We start from the raw sequence: 18,478 nt of genomic DNA on the forward strand, positions 1-18,478 counted from the left end.
CTGGGTGAATCGGCTCTGCCCGCATCGGCTCTGCGCTCATGCCAGCGGTGCCGCCGGCAGCTCCAGGGCCAGGGCCCCGAGCCTGGAGCAGCGGAAGTCATCCAGCAGCTTGGTGGCCATGCGCAGGCTGTCGCCGCTGGTGTGCCGCCCGGCGGCGGCCTGCAGCCAGCCCTCCACATCGGGGCCCCCGGAGGGGAGGTCGGCCTGGGCCAGGCCATAGCGGCGCAGCAGCAGATCCCGCGGCACTCCGGAGGCCGGCACCGCCTGCAACAGCACCAGCAACTGCAGGAAGGCGAGGGCGGCCGCCTCGTTGTCATAGGCCGCCTGGCCGATGTCGTCGCAGAGGGCCAGCCGCAGGGCCAGCTGCTGGTCATCCAGCCGGGGCGGCAGCACGCCGGGGGCATCGAGCAGGTCGAGGTCCTGGCCCAGCCGAACCCAGCGCAGGCTGCGGGTGACGCCGGCCCGGCGGGCACTGTCCACCACCTTCTGGCGCACCAGCCGGTTGATCAGGGCCGACTTGCCCACATTGGGAAAGCCCAGCATCAGGGCCCGCACCGGCCGCGGCCGCATGCCCCGACCCAGGCGGCGGGCGTTGAGGGCGGCGCCGGCCCGGATGGCGGCCTGCTGCAGCTGTTTCACGCCGGTGCCCACCTTGGCGTCACACCACCACACCTGCTGGCCCTGCCGCTTGAACCAGGCGCTCCACTCCTCCCGGGCCGCCCGGGGGATCATGTCCACCCGGTTCAGGGCCAGCAGGTGGTGCTTGCTGCCGATCCAGCGCTGCAGGCGGGGATGGCCCGTGGCCAGGGGGATGCGGGCATCCCGCACCTCGATCACCAGGTCCACCTTGGCGAGCGCTTCGGCCAGGGCCTTCTCCGCCTTGGCGATGTGGCCCGGATACCACTGAATCGCCGGTGCGTTGACGCTGAGCTGGATGGTCTGGGGCTGGGGGGGCATCAGGGCACCACCAGCACCGGACACGGCGCCAGCTGGATCACCCGGGCCGCGGTGCTCTGTTGATCGCTCTCGATGGAAATGCCGCGGGTACCCATCACGATCACATCGGCATTGATCTCATCGGCCACATCGCCGATCACGAAGGCGGGCTTGCCCTCCCGCTCCACCAGCTCACAGGCCACCCCCTGCTGCTCGAAGCTCTGGCGCGCCTCCTGCAGCAGGGCGGCCACCGCGGCCGGGTCGTCGTCGGGCTCCACAACGGAGAGCAGCACCAGGCGGCTGCTGTGCTGCTGCGCCAGCTGCAGGGCCACGGCGGCGGTGTCGAGAGCCTGGCGGCTGCGATCGATCGGGAAGAGAACGGTGTCGAACATGGGTCGATGCCCCAGTGGCGTCAGTCTGGAGCGCGGCGCCCCCGGCGGCCATCCAGATCCCAGCGGCTGGTCAGATCGGCCGTCCGGGTGGTAGAGGGGGCTGGGAGCTAAGCTCCCGCCCGTTTATCCCTACCCAACCCGCGCACTCCATGGCGAAGCGATCCCTGGCCAGCCTCTCCGCCGACGACCTGCGCGGCAAGCGCGTGCTGGTGCGGGTCGACTTCAACGTACCGCTGGATGACGCCGGCGCCATCACCGACGACACCCGCATCCGGGCCGCCCTGCCCACCATCAACGCCCTCACCGGCAAGGGCGCCAAGGTGATCCTGGCGGCCCACTTCGGCCGGCCCAAGGGCCAGGTGAACGAGGCCATGCGCCTCACCCCGGTGGCCGCCCGCCTGGCTGAGCTGCTGGGCCAGCCGGTGCTGAAAACCGAGAGCTGCATCGGCCCCGACGCCGAGGCCAAGGTGGCCGCCATGGCCGATGGCGATGTGGTGTTGCTGGAGAACGTGCGCTTCTTCGCCGAGGAAGAGAAGAACGATCCTGGCTTCGCCGCCAAGCTCGCCGCCCTGGCTGATGTCTATGTGAACGACGCCTTCGGCGCCGCCCACCGTGCCCACGCCTCCACCGAAGGGGTCACCAAGGCCCTCAGCCCCAGCGTGGCCGGCTACCTGATGGAGAAGGAGCTGCAGTACCTGCAGGGCGCCATCGACGAGCCCAAGCGCCCCCTGGCGGCGATCGTGGGCGGCTCCAAGGTGAGCAGCAAGATCGGCGTGCTCGAGGCCCTGATCGACAAGTGCGACAAGGTGCTGATCGGCGGCGGCATGATCTTCACCTTCTACAAGGCCCGTGGCCTGGCAGTGGGCAAGAGCCTGGTGGAGGAGGACAAGCTGGAGCTCGCCAAGGAGCTAGAGGCCAAGGCGGCCGCCAAGGGGGTGCAACTGCTGCTGCCCACCGATGTGGTGCTGGCCGACGCCTTCGCCCCCGACGCCAACAGCCAGACCACCCCGATCGACGCCATCCCCGACGGCTGGATGGGCCTCGACATCGGTCCCGATGCCCTCAAGGCCTTCCAGGCGGCCCTTTCCGACTGTCAGACCGTGATCTGGAACGGCCCCATGGGCGTGTTCGAGTTCGACCAGTTCGCCGCCGGCACCAACGGCATCGCCCACACCCTGGCCGACCTCAGCGCCAAGGGCTGCTGCACGATCATCGGCGGCGGCGACTCCGTGGCCGCCGTGGAGAAGGTGGGTGTGGCCGACAAGATGAGCCACATCTCCACCGGCGGCGGCGCCAGCCTGGAGCTGCTGGAGGGCAAGGTGCTGCCGGGGGTGGCTGCCCTTGACGAGGTCTGAGGCCGTGGCTTGAGGTCAGGGGGCTTCGCTGAGGTGGGGTGGCCCGGGGCCTTTCCCCAGCCAGATCGCTCCGAGGCGGCGCTCCCGATGACCCAATCGTTGACAGACCCGATCAACCCGCCGCCATCAGCCCCGAGCGTGGGCTTCCTGGGGCTGGGGGCACTCGGTGCCCCCATGGCCACCAATCTGCTGGCGGCCGGCTACCCCTTGCAGGTTCACAACCGCAGCCGCCCCAGGCAGGAGCCGCTTGTGGCGGCCGGGGCCCGCTCAGCCAGCAGTCCGGCAGAAGCAGCGGCGGGCGCCGATCTGCTCTGCATCTGCGTAAGCGATGGGCCTGCGGTGGAGGCGGTGCTCTTCGGCCCCGCCGGGGCGATCGAAGGGCTGCGGCCCGGATCCCTGGTGATCGACTTCTCCACGATCGCCCCGGCCAGCAGCCGCCAGCTGGCCGCCCGCTTGGCCGACCACGGTGTGGCCTACCTGGATGCCCCCGTGACCGGCGGTACCGAGGGGGCCGCCGCCGGAACCCTCTCGGTGCTGGTGGGGGCGGCGCCGCACCACCTGAAGCGGGCCAGGCCCGTGCTGGAGGTGGTGGGGCAGCGCATCAGCCACTTCGGGCCCGTGGGGGCGGGTCAGCAGGCCAAGGCCGTGAACCAGGTGCTGGTGGCGGGCAGCTACGGGGCCGTCGCCGAGGCGATGGCGCTGGGCAGTCGCCTGGGGCTGCCCATGCCCCAGGTGGTGGAAGCCCTGAAGCTGGGGGCGGCCGGCTCCTGGGCCCTGGAGCACCGCGCCGACCGGATGCTGGAGGGGCACTACCCCCTGGGCTTCCGGCTGGCGCTGCATCGCAAGGATCTCGCCATTGCCCTGGAGGCTGCCGCCGCCGTGGATCTCTCCCTGCCCATGGCCGAGCGGGTGGCCGCCATCGAAGATGCCCTGATCGCCCGGGGCCACGGCGACGACGACGTTTCAGCTCTGGCCCGTTGGTTCAGGGAGTGAGTGGGTTCAGAGGGTGAGCTGGGCCCGATCCGCCACCACCCGCACCCGCTTGGTGGCGCTCACGATCCCCTTGGGGTGCACCATCAGCACGGCCCAGGTCTGCTCCCCGGGGGTGTAAGGGGCCTGCACCGTCTTGAACAGGCCGCCGCCGCCGAGGGCCCCGAGCTGCAGGGTGGGGCTGTCCTGGGTGGCCACATCCTGGGGGCTGAGGGCCACGATGCCGCCCGCGGCAATCGCTCCGTCCAGGGGCTCGTCAAAGATCACGTCCACGTCGTAGCGCTGGCCGGTGAGCACCGCATCGGGGATCAGCAGGCTCACGGGCAGGGGGGCATCGCCGCTGCGCAGCACCGATTGCTCGTTGATCACGGTCTGGCCGGTGATGCGGCGGCCGTCAGTCTCGAGGGCGAGCCGCTGTTCCGCCTCGAGGCGGTAGGTGGTGGGCCCGTCGGTGCGGCTGCCGCTCACCTGCAGTTTCACCGTGGCGCGGCCGTCCCGCAGGGCTTCGCCAGGAGTCAGGGTCCAGCGGGCATCGGGGAACTGGCGCAGCAGGGTGTTGCGGCGGCGCACCACATCGGCCGGGTCCAGGTCGGGGCCGCCCTTCAGCAGGGCTTCCAGATCTCCCTGGCCATTGAGGGCGGCCTGGAGGCTCTGGAACTGGGCCGGGATGGGCTCGGCGGCGCGGGCCTGCGGAGCAAGGGGGGCGTCGAGGCCGAGCAGGGGCAGCAGGATCGCCGTGCTCAGCAGCGTGGCGCGCAGGGAACGGTGCCGGGGGTGGCGCATGCTGCTGCTGGGACGGCTTTTAAGTTAGGCACCGTTGGCGGCCACGTCCATGCCCAGGCTCCTGATCGCGGCCAGTGGCACCGGTGGACATCTCTTCCCCGCCCTGGCCGTGGCCGAAGCCCTTCCCCCCGGCTGGGACGTGCGCTGGCTGGGTGTGCCGGACCGGCTCGAGCGGGAGCTGGTGCCCAGGCGCTACCCCCTGCACACGGTGAAGGCGGGGGGGCTGCAGGGGCGGGGCCTGCGCAAGCTGCTCAACCTGCTGCGGCTGCTGGTGGCGATCGGCAGCGTGCGGCGGCTGCTCCGCCGTGAGCAGATCGACGCGGTGTTCAGCAGCGGCGGCTACATCGCCGCCCCGGCGATCCTGGCGGCCCGCTGGTGCGGCGTGCCCGTGGTGCTGCACGACAGCAACGCCGTGCCGGGGCGGGTGACGCGGCTGCTGGGGCGGTTCTGCACCCGGCTGGCGGTGGGCTTGCCCCAGGCCATGGCGCAGTTACCGGGCTGTCAGGTGCTGGTGACAGGTACCCCGGTGAGGCCGGAATTCCGCCAGCCGGCCGTCCCTCCGTCCTGGCTGCCCGCCGGCGAGGGCCCCTTGCTGCTGGTGATGGGCGGCAGTCAGGGAGCCCTGGGCCTGAACCGGATGGTGCGGCCGCTGCTGCCCCGGCTGAGCGCCGCGGGGGTGAGGGTGGTGCACCTCACCGGCAGCAGTGATCCGGAGGCTGGCGCCCCCCTGCCCCCGGGCGTGGTGGAGCGGCCCTTCAGTGATGAGATGGCGGGGTTGCTGGAAGCCACGTCCCTGGCCATCAGTCGCTCCGGGGCTGGAGCGCTCAGCGAGCTGGCGGCTTGTGGCACCCCGGCCATCCTGGTGCCCTATCCCAGCGCGGCCGACCGTCACCAGGACGCCAATGCCGAGGCGGCCGCGAGCCTGGCGGCCGCGGTGATCGTGCAGCAGCACGCGCCTGAGCTGCCCACCCTGGAGCGGGCCGTCTGGCGGCTGCTGGGCCCGCGCCTGCGCCGGGTGACGCACCAGGCCGATCCGCTCACGGCGATGGCCGAGGGCATGGCCCGGCTGGACACCCCGGATGCCGATCGGCAGCTGGCCAGCCTGCTCGAGGATCTGGTGGCGGCCAGACGGGTCCGATCCCGCTCCTGAGCACCAGCTTGAGCGCGGGCCTGATCAGTCGGTGGGGGGCAGCTCCTGGGCCAGGGCCGCCAGCAGCCGCCGATGGCCGCGGCGGTCCTGCAGGCCGAGTCGCAGCCAGCTGGCGCCGAGCCCCTCGAACGACCGGCAGTCACGCAGCAGGATGCCGTGGCGGCGCTCCATGGCCTGGCGCAGTTCCACCAGCGGGCCGCTGCCCCGCAGCAGCAGGAAGTTGGCCGCCGAGGGCATGGCCGTGAACTGGCCCCAGCGCCCGAGCTGCCGCCGCAGCCAGGGCTGCTCCCGGGCCAGCCAGCCCTGCACCCGCAGGGTCCAGCCCGCCAGGGCCGACGGATCGGCCAGCAGCTGCTCCACCGCCGCCAGGGCGAGGCCGTTGACGGGCCAGGGATCGCGCCAGGCGGCCCAGCGCCGCAGCCGTTCGGGGCTGCCGAGGGCGTAGCCGATGCGCAGGCCGGCGCAGGCCAGCAGCTTGGTGAGGCTGCGCACCACCACCAGATTCGGATGGCGCTGCAGCAGGGGCAACAGCGACTGGGCCTCCCCGCCCGGCACCAGGGGCAGGAAGGCCTCGTCGCACACCACCAGGCGGTGGCGCTCCAGCAGCGGTTCGAGGGAGTGGCGGCTCCACAGCTGGCCGGTGGGGTTGTGGGGGTTGCAGATCCACAGCACCTGGGCCTCGCTCGCTGGGCTGGGGCTGTCAGGGAGGGCCGGGAAGGGCTGGGGGAAGGCCTCGGGCCAGGTCAGCGGCAGGGGCAGCCCCTGCCACCGGCCGCCCCAGCAGGCCAGGGCCCGGCTGTAGTCGGCGAAACCCGGCTGGGGCACCAGGCTGAGCCCCGCTGCGGCGGCGTCGCGGCCCGCCCAGGTGAACAGTTCAGCGGCGCCATTGCCCGGCAGCACATCGGCCGGCTCCAGCCCATGCAGCGCGGCCAGCTGCCCCCGCAGCCGCTGCCAGCCGCGGTCGGGGTAGACCCGCACGGCCGAACCGAGGGACGCCCCCAGCAGGGCACGGCGCAGGGCCCAGGGCGGCCCGAAGGGCACCAGGGAGGCACTGGCATCGAGCAGCCGGCCGGGGGGCTGGCCCAGGCGGGCGGCGGCGGCAGTCAGGTTGCCGCCATGTCGCTCCCCCGTATCGCTCACCCGTATCGCCACTGTCCAGGGCCGAACGCTAGACACTGAGCCATGGCGCTATAAATCAAACAATCGAGAGCCGGGCCATGGCACGGGACTGGTGGGCATGCCGAGGCCTGGGCCCGCTCCGAGGCACCACCTCCCTCATGCTGCTGGCTGCCCTCAGCCTGGGATCTCCTGCGCTACAGAGCAGGGCCGCCCTCGCCGGCTCCACCGACGACCTGCTGCAGCTGCTGGAGCAGCGGCAGTGCCCGCGCTGCAACCTCACCGGCGCCGATCTGGTGCACGCCCGGCTCGACGATGTGGACCTGCGCCAGGCTCGCCTCCAGCGCGCCAACCTCGGTCAGGCGCGGCTGGATGGCGCCCAGCTGATGGGCGCGGATCTGAGCTTCACCACGCTGCAGGGCGCCTCTCTGCGTGGAGCAGACCTGCGCGGCGCCCGGCTGGAGGGCACCGACCTGCGTCAGGCGGATCTGAGCGGTGCCCTGCTCGATCCGGGAGCCCTCTCCCGCGCCCACTGGCAGGGAGCCCGGGGAGTGGACCATGGTCAGCTGAGCTTCGGGGAACTCCACAACGCCGGTGTGCAGGCCGCTCAGCAGGGCCGCTATCCCGAGGCAGAGCAGTTCTTCAGTTCGGCGATCCGGCAGCAACCCGCTGCGGCCGTGAGCTGGGTGGCCCGGGGCATCACCCGCGGTGAGCAGGGCAAGGCCCAGCTGGCCGCCAACGACTTCAACTACGCCGCCAGCCTCTACGCCGCCGGCGGCGAGGAGACCCAGGCGGCCCAGCTGCGCCAGGCCGCTGCCACCATCAGCGCGCCACCGGGCCAGCCGGGGGGTGGAGGCAATGGCGTCGGCTCGGCGCTGGTGGGCGGCACGATGGGTGCCCTGCAGTTCCTGCTGCCCCTGGCCGCCAAGGCCTTCATGCCCCTCCCGTTCTGAGCCCCACCCGCTCCGGCCCGCTCCGCCCGCCCATGCGTTCCTCCGGCCCGGCCGGCCACCTGCTTCTGGCCGGTGGCGGCCACACCCACGCCCTGGTGCTGCTGCGCTGGGCCATTGGGCGCGGCCGGCGGCCCCAACCGGGCCAGGTGAGCCTGGTGAGCCGGCACAGCACAGCCCTGTACTCGGGCATGGTGCCGGGCCTGGTGGCTGGCCTCTACAGCCGCGACGAGGCCAGCATCGATCTGCGCCAGCTGTGCCAGCGGGCCGGCGTGGCCTTCATCCGCGCCGAGATCACCGGCCTCGATCCCCAGCGCTGCCAGTTGCCTCTGCAGGGCCGCCCCGCGCTGCGCTGGGACTGGCTCAGCCTGGACGTGGGCGCCGTGACGGCCGGCACAAGCGCAGCGCCGGCCCTGGCCGTGAAGCCCCTGGAGCCCCTGCTCGCCTGGCTGGACGGCCTGGAGCCCCTCGATCGCAGGCTGCGCATCCGGGGAGGCGGCGCCGCTGCCGTGGAGCTGGCCCTGGCCCTGCGCCGTCGTGGTCAGCAGGTGGAGCTGCTGCTGCGGGGCCAGGGGTTGCACCTCGGCTCGGGAGCGGCCAACCGGCTCGGAGAGCGGCTGCTGCGGGCCGCCCAGGTGGGGGTGCGCAGGGGCGTGGAGCCAGCGGCCGCTGCCGATCTGGCCTGTACGGGCAGCGCCGCTCCCGCCTGGCTCGCCGCCGCCGGCCTGGCCTGTGACCGGCGCGGCCGGGTGCTCACCGAGGCCAGCCTGCAGGTGCAGGGCCACCCCGCGATCCTGGCCTGCGGCGACTGCGCCGTGCTGGCCGGCGCGCCCCGGGCGCCGGCGGGGGTGTGGGCCGTGCGGGCGGCGCCCACCCTCGCTGTGAACCTGGAGCGGCTGCTAGCGGCTGATCCTGCCCGGCTGCCGGCCCTGCGCCCCTGGCGGCCCCAGCGCTGGGCGCTGCAGCTGCTCGGCGACGGCGGTGGTGCCACGGGCCGGCCTCCGCGGGCCATCGCCCTGTGGGGCCCCCTGGCGCTCGGCCCCAGCCGCTGGCTGTGGCGCTGGAAAGACCAGATCGACCGGCGCTTCATGCAGCGCTTTCTGCCCGATGGCGCCATGGCGCCCGGCCCCGCTGACGCCATGGCCTGCCGCGGCTGCGCCGCCAAGCTGCCGGCCGCACCGCTTCTGGCGGCCCTGGCCCAGAGCGGCCAGAGCACCTCAGCTGAAGACGCCGCCTCGGTGACACGCACGGCCAATGGGGCGCTGCTGCTGCAGAGCGTGGATGGCTTCCCCGCCCTGGTGGCCGATGCCTGGCTCAACGCCCGCCTCTCCACCCTGCACGCCTGCAGCGATCTCTGGGCCAGCGGCGCCCAGGTGCACAGCGCCCTGGCGGTGCTGACCCTGCCCCAGGCCGCGGCGACCCTGCAGCAGGAGCTGCTGCACCAGAGCCTGGCCGGGATCCGCTCGGTGCTGGAGCCCCTGCAGGCCCCCCTGCTTGGGGGCCACACCCTGGAGGCCCGCGACGGCGGTGGGCTGGTGGTGGCCCTCAGCGTCAATGGGGTGGTGGAGCCGCGGCAGCACTGGCCGAAGGGGCCGCTGCAGCCAGGCGATGCCCTGCTGCTCAGCCGTCCGCTGGGCACGGGGGTGCTGTTCGCTGCCGCCATGGCCGGGGCGGCCCGGCCTCGCTGGATCGACGCCGCCCTCGAGCAGCTGCAGCAGAGCCAGGCCCCCCTGGTGCCCCTGCTGCGGCAGCACGGCTGCCGCGCCTGCACGGACGTGACCGGCTACGGGCTGCTGGGGCACCTGGGCGAGATGCTGGCGGCGCGTGGAGCCGGGCTGGAGGTGGTGCTGGCGGGCGGGGCTATTCCGAGCTTGGCGGGGGCCCTGGAGCTGCTGCAGCAGGGCCATGCCAGCAGCCTGGCGCCAGCCAACGCCAGCGCCCTGGAGCTGCTGGCGGGCCCGGTGCGGCTGGAGCCTGGCGCCGGAGCTGGCCCAGGCAGGGCAGCCCAGGACACGGCCCTGCGGGCCCTGCTGATCGACCCCCAGACCTGCGGCCCCCTGCTGGCGGCCGTGCCGGGCGAGGCGGCTGAGGCCGCCGTGGCAAGCCTGCGCCGGGGGGGCTTCCCGGCTGCGGCCGTGGTGGGGCGGGTGTTGGTGGAAGAATGAGGACACTCCCTGTGCCGCCCTTGTCTGCCCTTACCCGCTGCCTGCAGGAAGAGGCCTCTGCGATCGCCGCTGCCGCCGAGCGCCTCGATCCCCAGCAGGTGGAGGCCGCGCTGGAGCTTCTGGAGAGCTGCCGGCAGCGCCGGGGCAAGCTGCTCGTCACCGGCGTGGGCAAGAGCGGCATCGTGGCACGTAAGATTGCTGCCACTTTCTCTTCGATCGGCCTCACGGCGGTGTTCCTCAACCCCGTGGACGCCCTGCACGGTGACCTGGGCATCGTGGCCGCCGATGACGTGACCCTGCTGCTCTCCAACAGCGGAGAGACGCATGAGCTGCTGGCCATCCTTCCCCACCTGAAGCGGCGGGGCACCAGCCGTATTGCCCTGGTGGGACGGCAGAAGTCGAGCCTGGCCCGCGGCTGCGACCTCGTTCTCGAAGGGGCCGTGGACCGCGAGGCCTGCCCCCTCAATCTGGCCCCCACCGCCAGCACGGCCGTGGCCATGGCCATTGGGGATGCCCTGGCGGCGGTGTGGATGGAGAGGGCAGGCATTTCGCCGGTGGACTTTGCCATCAACCATCCGGCCGGCTCCCTTGGCCGGCGCCTCACCCTCACAGTGGGCGACCTGATGGTGCCCGCCGGCGAAATTCAGGCCCTGCATCCGGAGGCGCGCCTGCCAGTGGTGATCGCCCACCTCACCCAGGGGAGTCCTGGGCGGGGCAGTCTCGGGGCCAGCTGGGTGCATGGCAGCGATCCTTCCACGCTGGCGGGGCTGATCACTGACGGTGACCTTCGCCGCACCCTGCAGCGCTATGGCCCGGGGGACTGGGACCGGATCACCGCCGCTGAGATGGCCACCAGGGATCCGATCACCGTGACCCCCGAGGTGCTGGCCGCCGAGGCCCTTGAGCTGATGGAGCGCAACCGCCGCAAGGCGATTTCGGTGCTGCCAGTGGTGTCGCTGGAGGCCCCCCTGCGCCTTCAGGGGCTGCTACGCCTGCATGATCTGGTCAAGGCCGGCTTCAGTGCGTCAGCCACCTTCCCCAGCTGAATCCTTTTGTCACCCTCCCGATGAGCTTCCGCCTGATTGCCGGACCCTGCGTGATCGAGAGTCGAGATCTCGTGCTGCAGGTGGCCGAGCGAGTGAGCGAACTGTGCGCCGAGTTGGGCATCAGCTACGTCTTCAAGGCCAGCTTCGACAAGGCCAATCGCAGCTCGGGCCGCTCGTTCCGCGGGCCCGGTGCCGAGGAGGGCCTGGGGATCCTGAAAGAGGTGCGACAGCAGCTGGAGATCCCTGTGCTCACCGACATCCACGAGAGCCACCAGGCCGCCGCCGCCGCCGAAGCGGTGGACGTGCTGCAGATCCCCGCCTTCCTCTGCCGCCAGACTGATTTGCTCGAGGCCGCCGCCCAGGCGGTGGCCGGCACGGACAAGGTGGTGAACGTGAAGAAGGGCCAGTTCCTGGCGCCGTGGGACATGGCCCAGGTGGTGAACAAGCTGGGCGAGGGTGGTCTGACGCCCGAAAGCGGCCGCCTCTGGCTCACCGAGCGGGGTTCCAGCTTCGGTTACAACACCCTGGTGGTGGACTACCGCAGCGTGCCCCAGATGCAGGCGTTGGGGTGCCCGGTGATCTTCGATGCCACCCACGCCGTGCAGCAGCCGGGCGGCCGCGGCTCCAGCTCCGGTGGTCAGCGGGAGTTCGTGGCTCCTCTGGCCCGGGCGGCGGTGGCGGCTGGGGTGGATGGGCTGTTCATGGAGGTTCACCCCGACCCTGACCAGGCCCTCAGTGATGGGCCAAACATGGTGCCCCTGCATCGCCTGGAAGCCCTGCTGCGCCAGCTGATGGAGCTGCGCGCCGTGGTGCAGGACGACCTGGCCGTGAGCACCTATTGACCTCCATGGCCGCTCCTTTGCAGGCCCTGCGCTCGAGGATCCGGCGTCTGGCAATCGGCCCGAGGCTGGCCGCTGTGAAGCTGCTTGTGTGCGATGTGGACGGGGTACTCACTGATGGCGGTCTCTATTACGAAGCCAGCGGTGGCGTGACCAAGCGTTTCAACGTGCGCGATGGCCTGGCGATCCGCATGCTGCAGCGCGCCGGTATTGAGGTGGCTCTGCTCAGCGGCGGCCGCCGCGGTGCCATCGAGCATCGGGCCCGCCATCTGCAGATCTGCCATTGCCGCGCCGAGGTGGGCGACAAGTTGCTGGGGCTGCGCGAGTTGCAGGCTGAGCTGGACCGCGGCCGGGAGGCCACGGCCTTCATCGGCGACGACCTCAACGATCTGGCAGTTCGGCCGGCCACCGCCTTGTTGGTGGCGCCGGCAGACGCGGCCCGGGGCCTGCGCCAGCGGGCCGATTGGGTGCTGCGTAGTCATGGAGGCCATGGCGCTGTGCGGGAGTTGGCGGAGGCGCTGCTGGAGAGCCGTGGAGCCCTGGCAGCCCTGCACAGGGACGGCTGGCGTGAGGGCAACGCCTGAACCTGGAACCCGAACCAGTGGTAAGGGTGGGGCGAGGTCAGCACCGTATGTGCCAGCTCACAACCGATCTAACCCTCACTGCGACCGGTCACTGATCAGGTCGATCCCGGCAAAGCGGCGCATGGTAGGTACCTCAATTAGGATCTCTTGCATTGCCGGATCACTGAGTAAACAACACTGCTGCAGCAGGTGAATCCGCAGCATGGTTGCCAGCGGGTACGGAGGCCTTCTGCCCTACTTGCTCGTTTTTGGATAATCAGGGCTAGATCAGCTCAATCGGTGCCTACCAGGGAACAGGGAACCATAGCCTTCATCTCCGACAGCAACTTCTTCCAGTTGGTCTGCTTCTGGGCGGTGGTCTGCTCGTCATCAGAGAAGCCGAGCTTTTTACAGCCTATCAACCCAGTCCTTGCTTAGGATCAAGGGGGCCGTTGTCTCGCAGGTGAGTTGGATTTTCCAGAGTCTCCCTAAGTCAAGCCACCATCTCCAAAGTTGCAGTGTGATTGGCTTCACTGAGGCCAAGGGCCAGAGAATGACGTAATGGCGAAATCTCATTACAGGGGCAAGGCAGGCGAGGAACCCGGGGGCGATCCACGCATAGCATGCTTATAGCCATACCTTCGATTCATAGCTCATCCACGCCAGAACTCATGGCCTGAGAGGGTCCTGATGTCAAGCTGAAGCAGTAGCTTTATGATGGGATATCCAGCCACGACCGGTCACTCTCGACGTATTCTCGGCCGCGGTCCACAAGTTCGCCCACACGCCCTGGATCGGCCGCCGGCCGTTTATTCTCAGCCACTAACCGGTATTGGTCTGCTACGCTCCACGCAGCAGTATGTAGATCCGAGACTTGGCGGGGGATGAGATGTAGATGCAGGTGTGGTGCCCCTTCTCCAAAGGCGATGGCATACACGCGGTCGCAGCCTGTGAGCCTCTGCACTAATTGGCTTGCATACCGCACGGCATGGCCCCAGCTAAGAGCTTCCTTGTTGCTGAACTCCAGCGGTCCGGCTAGGTGGCGGCGCGCATCGAGCAGCAGCCAGCCGGGCAGGGGAGCTGGATTGGGATGGTGCCGCAGCAGCCAGAGGTCGGAGCGGGCGATTTCGTAGGCAATGACGCTGGCGGCATCTTCGTGAAGAAGACAGATGGCGCATGGTCGACGGGATCGGGTGGGGGCCATGCCAGAAGGAATACTAATTCGATGACATCACTGCGCATCGCCTTCCAGATTCACCAGGCGGCACGGGCAGCAGTCGGTACCAGACTACGTCCTTTTTGATCTGTCGCTCTACCAGGGCGAGATCAGCAGTTAGGGGTTTCCTGAATCCGTGATTATCGATCAAAGCCTCACCGTGCTGACTCTAGGGACAGTGATGAACTACTGCTCGTAATCGATTGGACTAATCTAGTCCATCGTTGAGTGGAAGTACTCTCGCTTGTCAGGCCCTCGATCCAGAAAGCCAGATCACGCTGGAGCCGCTGGGAAGAGATCAGTACTTCTCGATCCTCATCAAGATCCAGATCAAGTACGAGGCCGAAGATGAAGATCTCTATCGCTGCATTATCCCCGTAGCAGTCATTGGCAGATATGCTGCGGAGGCCCATGTTTTATCAGCAGATCGTGGTAGCCGGTAGCTCGGCGTTGAGCGGATCTAACCCCGATATGTGCAATACCTGTTTAATGGTTCAGAGTGGGTGCTCAGCAAGAGCCTCTGCTTGTGTTCGTCATCCCAGTGTTTTCGTGGTCGGCCGTTGAGAGCCAGAGCAACGGCATTCAAGTCCGTACCTGGAATCGCTGTTCCGCACGGCGAAATACTAGCCCGACTCGTCCAACCAGCCAGTCGCCAGTTTGGAGGAGGCCTGCCTGTGGGCGGATGCATTTGTGGGCTGGTGCAACCACCAGCACCGCCGCAGCGGCATCAAATTTGCGAAGCCCCACCAGGGCCACAGTGAAGCTTCAGTAGAAGTCTGCCGGTATCGCGCCTGTGTCTACGAGCATGCACGCAAACGGCATCAACGCCGCTGGTCACGATCGACACGTTGCTGGCGTCAACCAAAGGTTGTGTGGATCAATCAGCCACCACCAGGAATCGATGCTCAAGCAGGTACATTAGCCATGGATACCTGAAAGAATCGGAGGCAGCATCATTCCTGGTAGTCACCGCGGGAGGAAGGGCAGCTCGAGCTCGGTGGCCGGAGCCCCCCAGAAGGTCCAACGCATGCATAGTGAAAGCGGGGGCAAAATCAGCTGTGAAAAGACTAGCCAGCGAATGTCTGTAGTCGGCTCTCAATTCGGGCGAGAGCGCCGCCAAGTGCACTACGAAGAGAACTTGGAGAATAGAGCGCTAAGATCTTCTCAGACAACAGAGACTGGCGCTTGGCCTGGGCAGTTGAGTCAATACGTTCCACAATAATGAAGTCACGCAAAGCATTAGTAATACCATTCCAGTCGCCATATTCAACAGAACAGCCGGCCTCAAAGCGTTCACCGATAGAATATAGTTCACGGCCACCAAGCCCACTATATCCAATGCAGTAGCAACCACAGGCCATTGCTTCAGCAACGGGCAGGCCGAATCCCTCAGGGTGCCCAAATGAAAGAAAGACCATAGATTCACGCAGAATATGAGCAACATCATGCTGATGCATATTTTCAATAGCAGCAAACTCGTAATGAGCGAACCAAGGCTGCTTTTCTATGAGTTTAACCAATAGCGAAGAGTCGAGTTCGTTCTTTCGTGGCATGTAGGCCACGATAGGCTTCTTAGCGGAAGGAGTATAATAAAAACAGGACTCAATGCTATTGGGTACAATCGACACCTTGCTACTGCTGAGACCAAGCGACTGGACAAGAAAACGGGAGTCGTAATCGGAAACGCACAAGACGTGGATCAACTCTGGATTATCAAGATAGCAGGCGAGAACTTGATCGAAGTAGCCTGAAATTGAAGACTTCGGAACCCCCTTAGGAGCCAAGAACGTATAGTGGCCATTTTGGTTATAGATAACTTTTGGGAACTGTGGAGCATACGTAGAAAAGGATGAGATATATGTTTCAGGAAGAATGATGATATCGCGGGCAGGCGTAAGGTCCTTGATCGTCTTCCAACGATTGAGGTCAACAGTTTTGACATTACTCACGAACCAGCCCGGATGGAATGAAGCATCGGTTTGAATGAGAGACACATCGCGACCAAGTGAAGATAGCCCTTCAGCAAGGCGATGCATCTGCTTGACGCCACCAATTGGCTTTGTTCTATCAGGATGAAGGGCGAGCCAATATCGAGCACCAAAGGCCATTAAGTTTAAGAGAGTTAAGTAGCGGGCTTCTGGGGGTTTAGTTTTGCATCAGAGTTATGCCAGGTGTCCTCGAATCTAAACGAAGAGTGATGACTTGTATTCATAGATTTATTGATCTGTTCACGAAGAGAGGATAAGATCGGAGCTGATGGATCGATTCCGGCTGCTCGGTCAAGATAGTGCAGCGCAAGACTATAGTCGCGCCTCATTTGGGCGAAACTTGCCAAGTTGATAAACGAAGAGAAAGAAGAGTCCCCAAGCACGACCGATTGAAGCTGGCAGTTCTCAGCTTCCCTAGTTCTGCCGAGTCTCAAGTAAGATTGGGATGCAATGGAGTAACAAAGACTAGAAGGCAAGGTTTGCAATGCAAGGATTGATGTACATAGCTTGAGGGCTTCCAGAGAGTTCCCCTCGCTCATGAGTGCGGTAGCAAGCCTGAGCTGATCAGAGGCAATCTGATTACTCGTGGGTACAGGGATACTATCAACAAGCTTGCGAAACAGAACTTGGCTAAGACGCTGATTTTTACGATAGCGTTGCTGGGTATCGTGGATCTCTTGCTCCGAAAAGGCGTCAGCAAGTGGGTCCCAGGGAGAGTCCGAGTCTATGTGAAGAATGCCATCAGGAGGAGACTCAGCGCGCAGCTGTTCCTGATTAGCATCATCATGGGCAACACGTTCTCTGTAGGCTAGTCGATTGAGGTTTGTACGTGCATCGACATAGTCAGGGTAGTTTTCGACAAGTGCCTGTAGCATTAGTCGAGCTTCGCGATACTCGCCGAGATCGATTAGTAGATTGGCGTAGTTATTCTGCGGCTCCTTTGCAGTGGGGTCAGCTGCAAGAGCTTTTTTGAGCAGCCGTTTTGCTAGGTTTAATTTGCCAAGACGGCGGCAAGTGGCACCATAAAGAGATAGGTAGGATGCATCGGAACTATAGTCGGCTTCAATTGGCTCAAGAAAGCTTAAAGCATCTTGGTATTGACCAAGAGAAAAGTAAGAAGCTGCAATAATAAAGCCAATACGAGGCTCATCGATAGAACCAGGGGAAATAGACTTAGCAGCCTCTACAACGTCTTGGTGCCGATGCTGGCGGAAGGAGTGAAGTAAAGAAGTAGAATCAACGGTAGGCATTGTCACTCGATAGCAGGTTGGTTTGAATAGGGTCCACAAGGCATCGGGCAATCATCATTGATCCATTGGAGGGTGGAATCCACGGCGGGTTGCCAGTCACCTGATACCGATTGACGTGCAATGCCAACACTGGGATACCAGTAGGAGCGCTGAATGGCAGAGCCCCTTAGCCATCGCCAATCGCTGGGCTCACAAAGAAGACACATGGTTGGTATGTTGAGGCTACCAGCTCCATGAATTGTGGTGTTGGCTACGCTGACAATGGCATCACATGCCGCAACTTGCTGGAGCCAAGAATCCATATCAAGCAGGGCGTCGATGTCTGGGTCGTGAATAATGGGAATTCCCTGGGATTTCCATGCCTCAACCCGTTGTGCTACATCGCCATACTGGAGACTGACAAAGATGGTGTTATTGGCACCCTTGAGTAGCTCTTGAAACAATGCAACGGGCATAGACTTCGCTTTGACCCGTGACTTTGTGCCTCCACCACTCCAGCTCACACCAATCAACTTTGTGGACGCTGCAGCACCAACTTGATCCAGATAGTTCTGCCTTAGACGAGAGACATGGGAGGGACTTATAGTAAGCAGCGGAACCTTGGGAGCATAGCAGTCAATCGTGGTGAATCTGTACTGGGGGATAGATCCTAGCGCTGTTTGAAAAGCAAATGTAGCTGGGTTGAAAGTTTGATCTTCAAATTCATGATGGGTCCAGACCCTGGCCTGGCCTGTAAATACACGCCGATAGATGGGTTCTAGGCGTTCGCCAACAATCAAATCAACACTCTCCGCTTCAGACAGTATGGTTGGCAACAAAGTCAAGAACATCATGGAATCACCGATTCCTTGTTCTTCGAGCACAAGAAGGTGTTTACCCTCTAAAGGTTCTCCACGCCAGATTGGAACCTGTTTGATGGAAAAAGGCTTTCTCAATGCCCTCTGCCATTGTTGAGGACTCTTTGATGGGGTTCGAAGCCCATAGTCATAGAGCTTCCAGCCTTGGGCGAACTCCTCCTCCTTAAGTAGCATACAAGCCATATTCCAGCTATGGCTTGTAATTAGGCTTTGTATTTTTTTTCGTTCGGCCAATTGAAGCTGATCAGACTGTAGAGGTAGAAGGCGAAGGGCTTGATGATAAAAGGAGGTGGACTGCTCAGAAAACCCTTGATCCGCACAATGGAAAGCGATAGCCAATAGTGTATCTATACGCTGAGTCACCGGAAGTGTGGCAGTTACATTCTGCAGTGACTGAAGGATTTGCAGGTGTAACTTAGTCTTAAGAATAGGAGATGTGCGATCCGCACAACGCCCCAAGAGATCGAGAATCTGGATGATTAATCGAGTGTCGGCACAGCCAGCCAGAAGTGATTGCTTGGCAACATGAAGAGCGTAGTCTTTGCAATCAAAGTCAACAAGGATTGCGATAGCTGTGACCCACGAGTTAACCAGCGATGGATTTGCCTTCAAGGCGTCAAAGATGTCAAAGAGTGCAGTTGCAGGCTTCGAATCCTTGTAGATGTTCGCTCTATTTGCCAGAATCCCAGGATCCTTTGGACAAACATCAAGACCAAGCTTGTAAATGCTAAGGGCCTCAGGTATTTTACCCTGTTCTCGCAAGAGAGCGCCTAGGTTTTGAAAGACAGAAGGCTTAGCCACCTGGGACGCGATGAGCTGCCGGTAAAGGCGTTCAGCCTCACCTAGATCCCCACGTTGGTGGGCTTGGATGGCTTGCTTGAT

General features: G+C 65.2%; 15 protein-coding genes and 1 pseudogene. 8 read left to right on the top strand and 8 right to left on the bottom strand.

The genetic code is table 11. The features are described from left to right. Positions 1 to 36: 36 nt before the first annotated feature. Both ylqF and CyaNS01_RS00835 read right to left on the bottom strand, forming a co-directional pair. Positions 37 to 957 (bottom strand): ribosome biogenesis GTPase YlqF, encoded by a 921-nt coding sequence (gene ylqF / locus CyaNS01_RS00830; RefSeq protein ID WP_186698102.1) that lies wholly within the window; start codon positions 955 to 957, stop codon positions 37 to 39. Continuing rightward, on the bottom strand, positions 957 to 1,328 hold the full coding sequence (locus CyaNS01_RS00835) for a universal stress protein (protein ID WP_186698104.1): 372 nt from the start codon (positions 1,326 to 1,328) through the stop codon (positions 957 to 959). Before CyaNS01_RS00835 ends, ylqF begins: the two co-directional genes overlap by 1 nt. A 149-nt stretch (positions 1,329 to 1,477) precedes the next feature. Here CyaNS01_RS00835 and pgk point away from each other — a divergent pair, with 149 nt between their 5' ends. After that, positions 1,478 to 2,683: a phosphoglycerate kinase gene (gene pgk, locus CyaNS01_RS00840; protein WP_186698105.1), complete on the top strand. Its 1,206-nt coding sequence runs from the start codon at positions 1,478 to 1,480 to the stop codon at positions 2,681 to 2,683. 87 nt (positions 2,684 to 2,770) lie between these two features. Continuing rightward, positions 2,771 to 3,676: an NAD(P)-dependent oxidoreductase gene (locus CyaNS01_RS00845; RefSeq protein ID WP_186698107.1), complete on the top strand. Its 906-nt coding sequence runs from the start codon at positions 2,771 to 2,773 to the stop codon at positions 3,674 to 3,676. A 6-nt stretch (positions 3,677 to 3,682) separates the two neighbouring features. Here CyaNS01_RS00845 and CyaNS01_RS00850 read toward each other — a convergent pair whose 3' ends face one another. Continuing rightward, complete coding sequence (locus CyaNS01_RS00850) at positions 3,683 to 4,456, bottom strand: hypothetical protein (protein ID WP_225875722.1); 774 nt, start codon at positions 4,454 to 4,456, stop codon at positions 3,683 to 3,685. Between the two features lie 49 nt (positions 4,457 to 4,505). Between CyaNS01_RS00850 and CyaNS01_RS00855 the strand changes: the two genes are divergently transcribed. Further along, positions 4,506 to 5,606, top strand: a complete 1,101-nt coding sequence (locus tag CyaNS01_RS00855) for a glycosyltransferase (protein ID WP_186698109.1) — start codon at positions 4,506 to 4,508, stop codon at positions 5,604 to 5,606. Positions 5,607 to 5,630: 24 nt separating this feature from the next. Here the strand turns inward: CyaNS01_RS00855 and CyaNS01_RS00860 are convergent, their stop codons facing one another. Beyond that, positions 5,631 to 6,752, bottom strand: coding sequence for a histidinol-phosphate transaminase (locus CyaNS01_RS00860; protein WP_370561739.1), 1,122 nt, complete (start codon positions 6,750 to 6,752; stop codon positions 5,631 to 5,633). Between the two features lie 131 nt (positions 6,753 to 6,883). On the opposite strand from CyaNS01_RS00860, the gene CyaNS01_RS00865 reads away from it, so the two are divergent. The 5 genes from CyaNS01_RS00865 to CyaNS01_RS00885 are packed head-to-tail and all read left to right on the top strand — an operon-like array spanning position 6,884 to position 12,306. Beyond that, positions 6,884 to 7,675 (top strand): pentapeptide repeat-containing protein, encoded by a 792-nt coding sequence (locus tag CyaNS01_RS00865; RefSeq protein WP_186698112.1) that lies wholly within the window; start codon positions 6,884 to 6,886, stop codon positions 7,673 to 7,675. Positions 7,676 to 7,707: 32 nt separating this feature from the next. Beyond that, positions 7,708 to 9,837, top strand: coding sequence for a selenide, water dikinase SelD (selD, locus tag CyaNS01_RS00870; RefSeq protein ID WP_186698114.1), 2,130 nt, complete (start codon positions 7,708 to 7,710; stop codon positions 9,835 to 9,837). Next, complete coding sequence (locus tag CyaNS01_RS00875; RefSeq protein WP_186698116.1) at positions 9,834 to 10,883, top strand: SIS domain-containing protein; 1,050 nt, start codon at positions 9,834 to 9,836, stop codon at positions 10,881 to 10,883. The genes selD and CyaNS01_RS00875 overlap by 4 nt, the downstream gene beginning before the upstream one ends. Before the next feature lie 20 nt (positions 10,884 to 10,903). Beyond that, a complete protein-coding gene (gene kdsA / locus CyaNS01_RS00880) occupies positions 10,904 to 11,725 on the top strand; it encodes a 3-deoxy-8-phosphooctulonate synthase (protein WP_186698117.1) in 822 nt (273 codons plus the stop codon). 5 nt (positions 11,726 to 11,730) lie between these two features. Then, a complete protein-coding gene (locus CyaNS01_RS00885; protein ID WP_186698119.1) occupies positions 11,731 to 12,306 on the top strand; it encodes an HAD family hydrolase in 576 nt (191 codons plus the stop codon). Between the two features lie 81 nt (positions 12,307 to 12,387). Here the strand turns inward: CyaNS01_RS00885 and CyaNS01_RS14385 are convergent. The 4 genes and pseudogenes from CyaNS01_RS14385 to CyaNS01_RS00905 form a co-directional block, all read right to left on the bottom strand. Then, positions 12,388 to 12,534: pseudogene (locus tag CyaNS01_RS14385) on the bottom strand (transposase); the annotation flags it as partial. A 2,034-nt stretch (positions 12,535 to 14,568) separates the two neighbouring features. Continuing rightward, a complete protein-coding gene (locus CyaNS01_RS00895; RefSeq protein WP_186698123.1) occupies positions 14,569 to 15,609 on the bottom strand; it encodes a glycosyltransferase in 1,041 nt (346 codons plus the stop codon). Between the two features lie 14 nt (positions 15,610 to 15,623). Next, on the bottom strand, positions 15,624 to 16,739 hold the full coding sequence (locus tag CyaNS01_RS00900) for a tetratricopeptide repeat protein (protein ID WP_186698125.1): 1,116 nt from the start codon (positions 16,737 to 16,739) through the stop codon (positions 15,624 to 15,626). 2 nt (positions 16,740 to 16,741) lie between these two features. Further along, positions 16,742 to 18,397 (bottom strand): hypothetical protein, encoded by a 1,656-nt coding sequence (locus tag CyaNS01_RS00905; RefSeq protein WP_186698127.1) that lies wholly within the window; start codon positions 18,395 to 18,397, stop codon positions 16,742 to 16,744. Positions 18,398 to 18,478 lie beyond the last annotated feature (81 nt).

Origin of the sequence: Cyanobium sp. NS01, assembly GCF_014280235.1 — a bacterium.
Lineage (GTDB): Bacteria > Cyanobacteriota > Cyanobacteriia > PCC-6307 > Cyanobiaceae > NIES-981.